The organism is Bacillus cereus group sp. BfR-BA-01330, assembly GCF_022663885.1.
Lineage (GTDB): Bacteria > Bacillota > Bacilli > Bacillales > Bacillaceae_G > Bacillus_A > Bacillus_A cereus.
On record NZ_JAKUGK010000009.1, the window covers coordinates 1 to 13,674 of the forward strand.

The following is a 13,674-nucleotide window of genomic DNA, read 5'->3' on the forward strand; positions in this document are numbered from 1 at the left end:
ATAGATATCAGTGGAATTTAAAGAAGATGACTCCTGTCGAATACAGAAATCATCTTCTTGATGCCGCCTAACTTTTTTTAAAATGTCCTTTACAAAGGGTACAGATTATTTCTCTACCTTCCTTTTCTTATATCTATTGGAGATTTAATTATATTTCAACACTTTCTTTCCCTTTTGCAACATAACTCATATCTCCAACAGACTCGACTGTGTATGTTCCATCTTGATATACAATTTTCGTCACACTAGCATTTTCCACTCCAAGTTTTGTTTTGCTACTGTCTAACATTTCTATTAAGGTAGTAATCAAAAGCCCATGAACGACAACTAAAACGTTACCGCCACCATTTCCAGCAGCTTCTTCACTAATTTTATCTATCTCTGTTTTTATACGAGTAGAAAATAAGTCCCAATCTTCCGCCTGTTTTGTAGGATCTGCTACTCTAATAAGATTAATCACTTCTTGAATAGAAAACTTCATAAGTTCTTCTGGTGATGCAACGCCTGCAGCTTTTCCAACCACATCCCACATATTCTCAAGTTTTTCACCTTCAAAAATACCGAAATTTAATTCTCGCAAATCTTTTCTTTGCTCAAGTTTTAATTTTGATTGCTCACTATATTTTAATACTAAATTAGCAGTTTCAATTGCGCGGCCGCTATCACTACTATATGCATTCATAAAATGAATATCTTTTAATCCTGTTCCTAAATTTGTGGCAACTTCAACACCTTTTTCTACTAAAGGAGAATCTGCCCAACCTTGCGCGCGATGATTCGTATTTAATATTGTTTTACCGTGTCTTGTAACATATAACGTCACTACATTCTCATTGCTATCTGTTTCTCGCTTATTCATTTCATTCTCTCCCTTTACGTTTCTATATCAATTTTACCACCTCAATTATTCATTGAGCAAAATATACGTCAGTAGATCCGCTTAATAAAAAAAGCTATCTTTCTGTATATCCATACAAAAAGATAGCACCTTTTATGATTACATTTCTTAACCGGTACTCCTACTCAGCAAAAGCACTCGAATATTGTACAATTCCTTCTACACCTCGAAGAGCATTTTCTGTTAATTCCATTATCATAAATACCTCTTCAGGCACTTCAAACGGTGCTTTTACATTCCACTCACTTGCTTTCTTAAAACCAAATTTCGGGTAGTACTCTGGATGTCCTAATACTACAACTGATCCGTATCCAAGTTCTTTCGCTTTTTCTAAAGCAGCCGTGATCAGTTTTCCGCCAATGCCTTTCTTCTGATGGCCCCTAGCAACTGAAACTGGTGCAAGCGCTAACGATTCTACAGAAGTTCCATCTTGTTCTATTGTAATTTTCGATAACATAATGTGACCAACTATATCTTCATCTACCGCAACAATTGATAACTCCGGAACAAACGCGTCACATTCTCTAATACGTTTTACAAGTTCATGTTCTGTTTTATCACTAAATTCTTCCTTTAAAAATGCTTCTTTTACGACTTCTTCTGTTTTTCTATAATCATTTTTTTGTTCTTGTCTAATCGTTACCATTTTAACTTATCCTCTATTCTTTCTTATTTCTTTTTGAATTTTACGCAGTGCTTTTTTCGATCCGCGCTCAATATCGTGTTGCATTTTTCTTTCTTTATAATCAACAAATAGTGTATTTAAATCGTATCCTTCTGGATATAACTCCTTCGCTGCTACTTCTAAAGTAATACGTTTTACATTTACTTCAACGAATTCACCGTTATAATATACAACAACGTTATAAAAATTATCTTTTTCCTTATAGATGATACCAAAATCATCATGATCCAATAAATTAACACGATCGCCGATTTTGTACTCATAATGAGATTCTCTTTTTTCTTGTACGAATTTCGGTTTTCTAATTTTACTTTCATTCACTTTTTCTAAAGCGTACTCTTTATTTCCCATGTACTCTTTCGCCCTTTTGAGTACATGTTCTTTTACGTTCATTTTATTCGCAATCCAAAGTGCATTACTTTCTCCTGATTTTCCGATAACTAATTTATAAAGCGGCTCTAACGTTTCACTATTAAACTGCATCGCTGCATTCATAAAGTCATCATGCATTTCTGAGAATCGTTTAATTTCTCCGTAATGCGTACTCGCAACGGTAATACATCCCGCAAAGTACAACTCTTCTAAAATAGAAATTGCAAGTGCTGCACCTTCATTTGGTTCTGTACCGCTCCCTATTTCATCAAATAAAAGTAACGTATTATTATTTGACATCCTCATAATCTCAGAAAGATTTTTCATATGAGATGAAAATGTACTTAGTGCGTTTTCGATACTTTGATTATCACCAATATCTACAAATACATTTTCAAAAATAGCGATTTCTGTCCCTTTATCTCCTGCAATATGAAGACCTGACATTGTAGCTAATGTTAACAATCCAATTGTTTTTAACACAATTGTCTTTCCGCCCGCATTCGGCCCTGTAATAATTAAACTACGATACTCTTGACCAATTTTAAAATTTAAGGGTACAACTTGCCCTGTTAAAAGCGGATGCTTACAATTCACTAAATGAATGTAGCCATGATCATTTAACTTCGGTTCTATTCCATCAATCGATTTACTAAACTTCGCTTTCGCAAATACCATATCATACTGACTAATTAGCTCCATGTTAATCTTTATACTATAAATATTTTCTAATACCATCCCTGATAAAGTCGCTAAAATTTGATATTCTTCAACCGCTTCTTCTGCTTTCAAACCTGCTAGTTCTGCATTCAATTTCGTAACCGTATGCGGTTCTATAAATACAGTAGAACCTTTTGCCGAGGCTTCAATAATACTTCCGGCAACTTGGTTTTTATAGGAAGATTTAATTGGAATCGTATAACGGTCATCCTTTTTACTAATAAAGAATTCCTGAATGAATTTCTTATTTGCACTACTATTTAAAAACTTCGTTAAACGTTCTTTTATTTTCCCATCTACAGAATCGATATTATTTCGAATTCGTTTTAACTCTTTACTTGCAGCTGCATCAATACTATTTCCTTTAATTGAAAAGTTAATTTCCTCTTCAATACTTTTATATTCAGTCATTGAATTTGCATAAGAAGCTAATACTGGTGCAAAAAATTCTTTATCTAACATAAACTTTTTAATCTTTCTACATCCACGTAAAAAGTCTGAAACACTCACTAATTCTTCTGGATCTAAAATCATACCTTTTTCTAATTTTTGAATTGTACTAGCAATATTAGAAATGCCGAAGAAAGGAACATGCCCTTCTGCATCTAATATAGCTCGTGCTTCTGTCGTTTCATTCAACCGATTTCTCACTACTTTTATACTCGTACTCGGCTCTAATTTGTTTAATAATTCCTTACCTAATCCACTTACACAATAAGATTTCACTATATCCTTTAATTCGTTATATTGTAACTTTTCAAAAGTCATCGTATTCATTTTGTTTCTCCTCACTATGATTGATTTTTATCATAAATGAAGATACCTACTCATTAGATTCCAATGAGTCATATATAAAATTCCATAATTATACAATAAAAACATATACAAAAAAGCTGCGGGGATACCGCAGCTTTTACATTTACAAGGCATGTGTAATAACGTATGAGGAAATAAGCCATAAAAAATAGATGGCAGTCCCTTATTACACGCTTTATAAAGTATTGTAGGTATCTTCATAGGTTTTGAAATAAATGCATGACAAAATTAGGGGTATGATGTACATAAAAATCCCCTGGTCTTATCCGATTTATTTCATTAAATTTTTCCTATTTAATACCTACCGCACTCACAAAAAGCACCTCTCATTAATTTATATTATAGTCATTGAAATCTAATTTATTGAAATCATCATACTATATGTTACGTGAGAAGTAAAGGTGTCATACTTTAGTAGTACGTAACTATAAATTTCAATATTGCTTAAATTAGGTCTATATTCGCTGAAGAGAAATTATAAGAAGCGCCTCCGCTATTGCGAATGTCATTTACTTCCCCAAATACATTTAATAATTATGACAAGCAATGATAGGAGGTTTACTATATGAATGAAGAGTATAGTATTTTACACGGACCTGCTCTGGAACCAAATTTAATCGGTCCCACACTACCATCAATTCCACCATTTACATTCCCCACCGGACCTACTGGAATCACAGGACCTACCGGCGCGACAGGTTTTACCGGAATCGGAATAACTGGTCCTACTGGGGTTACAGGTCCTACCGGAATCGGAATAACTGGTCCTACTGGGGTTACAGGTCCTACCGGAATCGGAATAACTGGTCCTACTGGGGTTACAGGTCCTACCGGAATCGGAATAACTGGTCCTACTGGCGCAACCGGTTTAGGGATTCTTCCCATATTTGGAACAATAACTTCTGAAGTAGGAATCGGTTTTTCAGCAGTAGTTAATACAAATATTAATTTTACCATTCCAGGACCTGCTAGTGGAACTACCCTAAATCCATTAAATAATTCTATTACAATTGATACCACTGGCGTGTACTCTGTATCCTTTTCAATTGTATTTGTAATACAAGCTATACCGTCTAGTATATTAAATCTTATAATAAACGATTCCATTCAATTCGCAATTGAAACGCGAGTTGGTGGTGCTTCTGGGGTGAGAGCTACATCCGCCAGAACTGATTTACTACCTTTAAATCAAGGGGATGTTCTTCGAGTACGAATAAGAGAAGCCACGGGTGACATTATATATTCCAATGCCTCTCTTGTTGTTATAAAGGTCGACTAGCTCTTTTATTACAATAAAGATTTATGAAAAATAAAGTGAAACTTTAATAAGCCCTCACCAATCGGGCTTCCCACAAATAGCGGGATAAATATGCACAATATAAAAAGAAGAGGAAAACTTATATTTCAGTCTACCTCTTCTTTTTCATCACCAAATTACTGCTGAACATATATGGAAACTGATCCTCCACTTACTTGGAATTGCCCCCACCCGTCCTTATTAATTGTTACAGTATTTGTTTGATTACCCGTAATATCGTACCATACTTCCCCTGCGTTATTCTTTCCAACATCCATCCACTTCGCCCCTCCTGGTCCATCAGAGATTAATGTTGCTAAACCAGAATTAGCATGTACACTATCACCTTCTCTTGTCCAGCCAATCACATCTGGATGATCAAAATAATCCCGCTGCGTACCATATGCAAAGTTTTTTCGTGCCGTCAAAATCGGATCAATTTTGTCCTTTAACGCTGGAATTTCATAGTTACTATTTCCTTTTGTACCATAGTAATCACCATAGAAAACAGAAGGATACCCCTCTGCACGCGTTAAAATAAATGCATATGCCAACGGTTTGAACCAAGGGCTCACTACAGATTCCAATGACTGACCAGGCTGTGAATCATGATTTTCAACTAGAGTAACCGCAAGTGTAGGATGATTCGCAACTACCGTTCCTTTTAAAATATTTCTCATATCATAATTTCCATTTCCTGTTGAAGCATAATGAAAATTATAATGAAGTGGTGCATCGAACACAGATTGATTATAATTAACCTTCGCTAAATAATTATTTAAAGTCTGGATATCATTTTGCCAATATTCAGCTACTGTAAACATTTCTTTCCCTGTTTGCTGTCTAACATGATTTACCCAATCGCGTAAATATTCATGATCAATATGTTTAACAGCATCTAAACGAAAACCATCTAAATTTAATTCATTCGCATACCACGTTCCCCATTTTTTCATTTCATTCGCAACATCTGGATGATCAAAATCAAGATCCGCATACATCAAATAATCATAATTCCCATTCTCGCTAGACACTTCCCAGTCCCATGCTTTACCTATGCCCCTAAATTTATAAATTCGGTTTAATTTCCTTCCTTCATCCCAATCCGTTCCGTCAAAATGATACCATTTCCATTTGAAATTAGAATAAGAATCTCCACGCCCTGGAAAGTTAAATCCCGTCCACGCACTAATTTCATAATCACCTGATACTTCATTATTTCGATTGCTCGGGTCTACCTCAACTGCTGTGACAGTTTCTGTATAATCAGCCCCACCTTTATGATTCATAACTACATCACCGTATACATCGATGTTTTTCTTATGTAAAGCGTCAATTGCAGATTTCAATTGTGCTTTCGTCCCATATTTCGTCCGCACTGTGCCCTTTTGATTGAATTCCCCCAGATCATATAAATCATATGCTCCATATCCTACGTCATTTTGCATAGTTCCTTTATATGCAGGTGGTATCCAAACAGATGTAATTCCTTTTTCCGCTAAATTTTCAGCATCAGTACGCAAACGATTCCAATGATTCCCATCATTCGGAGAATACCACTCAAAATACTGCATTAACGTTCCATTGTTAACTGTGTCTGCATATGCCTTACTCCCCTCATATATACTAGGTAAAAACATAACAACTGACAATCCGACTATTGTTATTCTTTTAAACATCTGTACACCATCCCCTTCCAAGAAAGCGTTTGCATAGTTTATCAGAATTATTATAATATTCGTCCCACCGTTAGTAAAGTAGCAATCTCTCACTCTCCCATATTATTTTTAATCTAATTTCAAATATTCAACGTAGTTTTCATTTCACATCCTATTCAAGATTGTTTACAATTTACCTATAAAAGCATAACGGAGGGATTTCGATGACAGACTTTCAAAAACAATTTTTCGCACGATTACATATAGAAGAAAAAGACACAGTTTCATTTGAAGATTTATCTAACATTATGTACGCAATGGCACAAACTGTTCCTTTTGAAAACTTAAATATTCTCGAAAAGAATTTTAAAGAAATATCAAAAGAAAATTTGAAAGAGAAAATTTTAGTAAATAACCGTGGCGGTCTTTGTTATGAACTCAATCCTACTATGTATTACTTCCTGAAAGATTCTGGATTCGATGTTCATCTCGTTTCAGGAACAGTTTATAACGCTGCAAACTCTATATGGGCTGTTGATTCTGGCCATATCGCAACCGTTTTAACACATCATAATGAACTTTATTTAATTGAAGTAGGATTCGGATCATACTTACCTCTTGCCCCTGTCCCTTTCTCAGGTGAAGTCATTCACTCTGCTACAGGAGATTATCGTATTCGTAAAGAAATGACCGAAAAGTGAAACTACATTTTAGAGATGCGGAAAAACAATGAGTTCTTGGATCAATCTTCTGCTGATGATTGGACGTTAGGCTATGCATTTTATATAGAAGAAGTGGATGAAGAAAAAGCAAATACAGCACAAAAAATTATCGTTGAACATGAAGGATCACCCTTTAATAAAGTACCTCTTATTGTAAAACTAACTGAAGATGGGCATGCCTCTTTAACGAAAGATAGCCTTACAGTAGCGAAAAATGGTAAAAAAACGAAAGAAACCGTTACAGACATGCAATATACAAACCTTTTACATTCAAAATTCGGAATTACACTATAAGTAAGCCTTGTTATTTTAGCAAGGCTTTTCAATTTTCAGCAGGGATTTTTTGCAATTTGTTGTATTTCATAGTTATATAGAAATATAACTACATGTTTAGAAAGGAAATGATTATGACAGAACTTAAAGATCGATTACAAGTAGCTGATATAGAAAAATGGGATTTAACAGACATTTACCATACAATTGAAGATTGGGAAAGTGATTTTCATAAAATTGAAGTATTAACGAAGGAATTACAAGAATTTAATGGCAATATTCACGATGGCAATAGTTTATTAGCTTATTTAACGAAGAGTGAAGAAATTTCTAGCATAATATCTTTAATGTTCGCTTATGCACGATTACAATCTGACCTTGATACACGCGATACTGACGCGCAATCTCTTGTCGATAAAGTATCACAATTACACGTGAAAGTAAGTGCAGCGAAATCTTTCTTTTCCCCCTTCTTACTTAGCATAGACGAAAACACATTACATTCTTACATAGAAGATACAGAAGGCTTACAATATTATAAAGAAGACTTATTTGAATTATATCGTTATAAAAAACACGTATTGAATAAGGACCAAGAAGCAATTTTATCACAAATGGGTGAAGCTCTTTCTTCTCCACAGCACACATTTGGTATGTTAAATAATGCAGATATATTATTTGGTGAAGTGACGACTGACGATGGAGAAAAAGTGAACTTAACACGCGGAATGTATGCAAAGTTAATAGAAGATACGAATCGTGAAAAGCGTAAAGAAGCTTATAAAGCATATTACAAACCATATGTTCAGTTAAAGAATTCCATCGCATCTACTTTATCCGCTGCTATTAAAAATAATGTTACTGTTTCGAAATTAAGAAACTATCCATCAGCGCTAGAGAAATCATTATTTGGCGATATGGTTCCGAAAGAAGTATACGAAAACCTAATTGATACAACGAAAAAAAACATTCAAACATTACATACATACAATGAAATTCGAAAAGAAAAATTAAACGTAGATGAACTAAGACAATACGACTTAGGCGTCGATTTAGTAGAAGGTGCAAAACAAGACATCCCATATAGTGAAGCATTTGACATTATGATTGCATCACTAGCTCCTTTAGGAGAAGAATATATTGAGACATTAAAAAGTTTTAAAGATAAAAGATATATAGACGTAAGAGAAACACCAGGAAAACGTTCTGGTGCTTATAACTTTGGTGTATACGGCGTTCATCCTTTCATTCTTTTAAATCATCACGATGATTTAAACAGCCTGTTCACTCTTACTCATGAATGCGGTCACGGTATGCATACGCACTATTCACATGGATACCAACCAAGAATTTCTGCACATTATTCTATCTTTGTCGCAGAAGTCGCTTCTACAGTAAATGAAGTGTTATTAATTCACTATTTATTAAAAGAAGCAAAAGAAACGAACGTGCGTAACCATTTAATTAACCATTTTATTGAGAAATTTAAAGGTACTTTCTTTACACAAATTATGTTTGCAGAATTTGAAAAAATCACACATGAAATGGCTGAACAAGGTAAACCATTAAATGCACAAGTCTTCAGTGAAATTTATGAAAAGCTATTTAAAGAATATAACGGTGATTCACTTGTATTTGATGAAGAAGTAAAATACGGATGGGCTAGAATCCCTCATTTCTATCGCCCGTTTTACGTATACAAATATGCAACTGGATTCGCATCTGCCATTCAAATCGCTGATAAACTATTAAGTGGTGATCCGAATGCTCAGAAAAATTATATTGAATTCCTGAAAGGTGGAAGTTCTGACTATCCACTAAACTTATTGAAAAAAGCTGGTGTTGATTTAACTACGCCAGAACCGATTGAAAGTGCATTGAAACAATTCACTCAACTTGTTGAGGAGTTTTCAACATTATAAAAAGCATGCAGAGTATATGCTCTGCATGCTTTTTATTTGAATTACTCTATTCTATATGCTGCTGCGTCACACAATGAATCATACCACCGTATGCATACAATTCGTTAACATATATACCGACAATTCTTCTCCCTGGAAATTGACCTTCAATGATTTGAAGCCCTAATTTATCATGTTCATCACCGTATATAGGTACCAATACAACTTCATTACCAATGTAAAAATTTAAGTACGATCCTTTACAATCTGCTTCTTTTACCAATTTTCTTGTTACTGGTACTGGAATGAGCTGAAATGGCTTGCCATCTATATTTCTTGCTTGTCGCAATTCTTGATAATGCTTTTCGTACGCCTCCAAAAGATATGACTCTCCTTCACCGAAAGGATCATATTCATACAATATCGTATTTTCATTTACAAACCGTGCTGCGCCATCAATATGATAATCCGTATCTTCATCATAATTATCTTCTCCACGTATACCAGTTATCCATATAAAATTTGTTACTCCTAAATATTTCGTTAACTCCATTTCAATTTCTTTCTGACTTAGTGTAGGATTTCGATTTTCATTTATAATAGACGTTTCCGCCGCCATTAAGGTCCCGTTTCCGTTTGTCTCAATTCCCCCGCCCTCTAGACAGACACTAGATTCAACTTTTGGAATGCGATACATTTCACTTATTTTATTCGGAATATTAGCGTCGTTTTCGTACGGATATTTATTTCCCCAACCATTAAATATCCAGTGCGTTAGATAGCGGTTCCCTTCTTTATCTTTTACAAAGATTGGTCCGTTATCTCTTATCCAAATATCATCAGTTTCTTGAATTAAGAAATCAATTTTATTCATATTCACGTTAGCTTCCATTAACTTCGATTGGACATGTATTTTTTCTTCTTCATCACATACAACAATATGGACATTTTCTCCATAGTGAAGCTCCTTTGCCATCGATATCCAAATATCATCTAACTTAGCTCTGTAACCTTCACCCCTATGTGTTTTATCATGTGGCCATTGGAGCCATGTACCTTCATGTTTCTCCCATTCCGCAGGCATATAATACAAACTATTTTCTATATTTCTCATACGTGTTCACCCCTTATATGAATGTACGTACAGTCTATACTTTGACATCGTGTTAAGGTCAACAGGAATATCTTCATTTACTTGTAGCAACTTTATAAGGTGACTCTTTATTTCGCCTTTTTATTATGATAAATTGCTTTCGTACGTAGAATAAGGATTGACATAATGTTAATGTCAATCCTTATTCTCATTCTATTTTCGTAACTAAAAAACAAATTTGTGTCACATACTCTTCTGCTAAACAATCACATTCAGGTCCCTTTATATAAACCTCATATGGCGAATTAACTATTACATACCCATTTTTTTCAACCCATTCTTCTAACGCTATATAAGCGTAACCTATATAGTCGTAACTTCCATAATGCATAGTAGTAACGATTTGATGTGGACTTAGTTTTTTCATTTCATATTCTTGTACTACATCTTCATCATTCCCCTGCATAACCGGGATTCTTAATTCAATATCACTGTTACTTGGAATATATTCTTCATCATAAAAGACTGCAGATGGCGAACCGACTATTTGAAAGTTATTTTTTTGTACCTCTTCATATAAGTCATAAAAATAATCATCTATATCATCTATATCTATTTTTACTCTTTGAGTAATTATCGTTACTTCGTTCCTCATTCCCATTAATATATCGTAACTTCTATGGCGAGCAATATTTAGACTACTATTCACCATTACCATTTCATTCATTTCTGAAATAACCTGTAAATTTTGCTTCACTTCATGAGACAACTCGATAATTTGTGATTGTATATGTTGAACAAACGAATCTTGATCCGATGACTGCAAAACAATTTTAATTTTTGGAAGAGGAAATTTATACTCCCTTAACTTTTTTATTTTCAATGCTACTTCCAGCTGCTCTTGTTCATAATACCTATACCCATTAACCGGATTCACATATGCCGGTTTTAATATCTCCTCTTTGTCATAATGTCTTAACATCCGCGTACTCATTTTACAAATCCGAGAAAACTCAGCGATGGTATACATATCAATACTCCTTGAATATATTTTCTTTTCATTACTTATTTATTAAAACCAATCAAAAATCTTCTTCATTGAAAAATCTTCATTCTGATTTTTCAATCTTCTCATTTTCGAAGGTAACAAATGGCTTGGACAATACCACGTTAAACAATTCATTGCACCTCCCATTGTTGATATTTCTCCTACATGAATTTGAATAACTTGCTTCTCCGTATACTGTTGAATATATCGTAAAACTTCCTCATCTTTGGCTAGTCCAAACTTAGGAACATAAAGAGCATCACATGATTCTAACATATTTATATACAACCCTTTTGCTGATGCTATCTCTTGATCATATTGTCCTTTCTCTGTATATGATGAAGGAACAACTATAAATTCAGCTTCTGGCATTTGTTCTTGAATAATCTCTTGAACACTATATCTAAATTCATGATCTCCTAAAAAATCACTAATAAACATTGTATGTTCATCAATAAATTTAACCATTCCGTCTGCGTGTGCTAGTACATCCCCTTCTTCAGCAGGAATAATAATAACTCGACTCACATCTAAATCCCATTCTAACTGCTCAATAATTTCCTCTTCTGTCCAATCATCGTTATCATCAAATATACGTTCTGTTAATATTACGGTATCTTTTTTATTCCAAATAAGATTACCACCATCTAATATTAATGGGGATTTCACATATTCAAAGTCATTCTTTTTCAACCATGTATTAAACTGTTGATCTAAATATCGCCCTTGATCATCTGGCAAATAATTTGGTCGATATTTAAATTTAACTAGATGATTTGTGACAACCGGTGCAACATCTCTTAGCCAAATATCATCATACTCAAAACAGCTCGTATGAAAGTCTTGTTCTTCAACAGATAAAGATATAAGTTGATCCGCAATTGATTTCTTTTCATTTAAACATTCATTAAAGTAAATCAAGTCTTCATAAAATGGTTGATAATATTCATTCGATTCGTCTGGTATTGCAGTAAAAATAATTCCATTATGTTTTTGTTCCATATTATTTACCTCGCTTTTTAATAGTAGTTACATAATTGATTTCACAAAGCCAACTAATCCTTAATTCATGTCTTTTTTATTCCAACTCATGCAACATGTACATTTCATGAATGGATTATAGCATGGAGAAATATTATATATTTATATAAAAAATATAAAGCTGACGTTAAGCCTTAAATTGACTCTTGACAAGTTTTTTAAATAACCTATTTTAAAACAACAATAAATGATTAAATGATTTTTGTATCAAGATTCAAACCCATTACTTCTAATAGATCGTTTTGATTATATAAATTCACTAAATGCGCTTCTACTCCTATACAAATTCCTTCTAGCGGAAGATCATTTGGATCCTGACCAAAGGGATCTTCAATTTCAACCCCTATTGCTTCAATACCTATGAATGCAAAACTTATAAACGTAGTCGCAAGTACTGTAAACCATCCAAGACTATCAACAAGACCAATCGGTAAAGTCGCACAAAATATAATCAATAAAATTTTTATATGAGCAAAATATGCAAAAGGAATAGGTGTTGTTTTGATACGATCACATCCACCCACAGATGTAAGTAACGTATTCAAATCCATTTCCATACTAATTATCGCATTTGGATGAATTTGCCCCGTTTTCAAACCTTTTGATAGTATAGTTTTCAACATAAAAACTATACTAATCGGTAAATGATTGGACTCAACCAAAAGTGCTTTTTCCTTCTCAGAACAGACAGCGAGCAATGATTTCACTTCAGATAAATCTTTTTCCTCTCTCAAGTGTCCTTTCGCTAACTTTGGAAATGCAATTAATAGATGTAAAAATTTTATTTTTTCCTGCTCCATACTCTTCCCTTTAGAATCCCAATGACACAAAAAACTAATTGCTAAATTTCTAGTACAAGCACCAATCGCGCCAAACAGCTTTCTACCTTCCCAGTACCGATCATAGGCAGTATTCGTACGAAACACTAATAGTAATCCTAAAGCTCCTCCGACGATTACCCAAGGAGTCTGATTTATATTTATTTCTGTATAGTAATAATTAATCACAGCTACTATCGTTGAAATACACGTATATAATACGATTTGTGGGAAAATATCTCTTATAATTGTCCCTTTTAATGTAAATATTTGATGTAAACTATTTTGATTATTGTAATGAACCATATTTACAAAAACCTCTTTCTCTATTA

The 13,674-nt window shown here is 33.8% G+C and carries 11 protein-coding genes and 1 pseudogene; 4 read left to right on the top strand and 8 right to left on the bottom strand.

What is annotated here, in order from left to right; genetic code table 11:
• The coding region (locus MR112_RS28995) for an IS3 family transposase (RefSeq protein ID WP_370658500.1) at positions 1–71 on the top strand (71 nt) is incomplete at its 5' end.
• Positions 72–148: 77 nt separating this feature from the next.
• On the opposite strand, the gene MR112_RS23465 is transcribed toward MR112_RS28995, so the two are convergent.
• The 3 genes from MR112_RS23465 to MR112_RS23475 form a co-directional block, all read right to left on the bottom strand.
• On the bottom strand, positions 149–859 hold the full coding sequence (locus MR112_RS23465) for a histidine phosphatase family protein (RefSeq protein WP_016123107.1): 711 nt from the start codon (positions 857–859) through the stop codon (positions 149–151).
• A gap of 160 nt (positions 860–1,019) precedes the next feature.
• A complete protein-coding gene (locus MR112_RS23470) occupies positions 1,020–1,544 on the bottom strand; it encodes a GNAT family N-acetyltransferase (protein WP_086404007.1) in 525 nt (174 codons plus the stop codon).
• Between the two features lie 6 nt (positions 1,545–1,550).
• Positions 1,551–3,452 (bottom strand): endonuclease MutS2, encoded by a 1,902-nt coding sequence (locus MR112_RS23475; RefSeq protein ID WP_001095187.1) that lies wholly within the window; start codon positions 3,450–3,452, stop codon positions 1,551–1,553.
• A gap of 604 nt (positions 3,453–4,056) precedes the next feature.
• On the opposite strand from MR112_RS23475, the gene MR112_RS23480 reads away from it, so the two are divergent.
• Positions 4,057–4,770, top strand: a complete 714-nt coding sequence (locus MR112_RS23480; RefSeq protein ID WP_242245504.1) for an exosporium leader peptide-containing protein — start codon at positions 4,057–4,059, stop codon at positions 4,768–4,770.
• Positions 4,771–4,925: 155 nt separating this feature from the next.
• Here MR112_RS23480 and amyS read toward each other — a convergent pair whose 3' ends face one another.
• Positions 4,926–6,467 carry an alpha-amylase gene (gene amyS, locus MR112_RS23485; RefSeq protein ID WP_000476409.1) on the bottom strand — a complete coding sequence of 514 codons (1,542 nt, stop codon included), beginning with the start codon at positions 6,465–6,467 and terminating at the stop codon, positions 4,926–4,928.
• 203 nt (positions 6,468–6,670) lie between these two features.
• Here amyS and MR112_RS23490 point away from each other — a divergent pair.
• Positions 6,671–7,462, top strand: a pseudogene (locus MR112_RS23490) (arylamine N-acetyltransferase family protein).
• Positions 7,463–7,575: 113 nt separating this feature from the next.
• Positions 7,576–9,363 carry an oligoendopeptidase F gene (gene pepF, locus MR112_RS23495; RefSeq protein WP_136363556.1) on the top strand — a complete coding sequence of 596 codons (1,788 nt, stop codon included), beginning with the start codon at positions 7,576–7,578 and terminating at the stop codon, positions 9,361–9,363.
• A 46-nt stretch (positions 9,364–9,409) separates the two neighbouring features.
• Here the strand turns inward: pepF and MR112_RS23500 are convergent, their stop codons facing one another.
• The 4 genes from MR112_RS23500 to MR112_RS23515 form a co-directional block, all read right to left on the bottom strand.
• The gene (locus MR112_RS23500; RefSeq protein WP_065382386.1) at positions 9,410–10,456 is read right to left on the bottom strand and encodes an agmatine deiminase family protein; all 1,047 of its coding nucleotides are present in this window, start codon (positions 10,454–10,456) and stop codon (positions 9,410–9,412) included.
• A 187-nt stretch (positions 10,457–10,643) separates the two neighbouring features.
• Positions 10,644–11,465 carry a MerR family transcriptional regulator gene (locus tag MR112_RS23505; RefSeq protein ID WP_000287980.1) on the bottom strand — a complete coding sequence of 274 codons (822 nt, stop codon included), beginning with the start codon at positions 11,463–11,465 and terminating at the stop codon, positions 10,644–10,646.
• Positions 11,466–11,507: 42 nt separating this feature from the next.
• Entirely contained in the window at positions 11,508–12,485 is a 978-nt protein-coding gene (locus MR112_RS23510; protein ID WP_242245505.1) for an agmatine deiminase family protein, read from the bottom strand.
• A gap of 230 nt (positions 12,486–12,715) precedes the next feature.
• Positions 12,716–13,648, bottom strand: coding sequence for a bestrophin family protein (locus MR112_RS23515; protein WP_065382387.1), 933 nt, complete (start codon positions 13,646–13,648; stop codon positions 12,716–12,718).
• Between the last annotated feature and the right edge of the window lie 26 nt (positions 13,649–13,674).

Bases quoted from the DNA above. Each gene is read 5' to 3' on its own strand.
- MR112_RS23465 (WP_016123107.1), bottom strand. From the start codon at position 859: ATGAATAAGCGAGAAACAGATAGCAATGAGAATGTAGTGACGTTATAT.
- MR112_RS23470 (WP_086404007.1), bottom strand. From the start codon at position 1,544: ATGGTAACGATTAGACAAGAACAAAAAAATGATTATAGAAAAACAGAA.
- MR112_RS23475 (WP_001095187.1), bottom strand. From the start codon at position 3,452: ATGAATACGATGACTTTTGAAAAGTTACAATATAACGAATTAAAGGAT.
- MR112_RS23480 (WP_242245504.1), top strand. From the start codon at position 4,057: ATGAATGAAGAGTATAGTATTTTACACGGACCTGCTCTGGAACCAAAT.
- amyS (WP_000476409.1), bottom strand. From the start codon at position 6,467: ATGTTTAAAAGAATAACAATAGTCGGATTGTCAGTTGTTATGTTTTTA.
- pepF (WP_136363556.1), top strand. From the start codon at position 7,576: ATGACAGAACTTAAAGATCGATTACAAGTAGCTGATATAGAAAAATGG.
- MR112_RS23500 (WP_065382386.1), bottom strand. From the start codon at position 10,456: ATGAGAAATATAGAAAATAGTTTGTATTATATGCCTGCGGAATGGGAG.
- MR112_RS23505 (WP_000287980.1), bottom strand. From the start codon at position 11,465: ATGTATACCATCGCTGAGTTTTCTCGGATTTGTAAAATGAGTACGCGG.
- MR112_RS23510 (WP_242245505.1), bottom strand. From the start codon at position 12,485: ATGGAACAAAAACATAATGGAATTATTTTTACTGCAATACCAGACGAA.
- MR112_RS23515 (WP_065382387.1), bottom strand. From the start codon at position 13,648: ATGGTTCATTACAATAATCAAAATAGTTTACATCAAATATTTACATTA.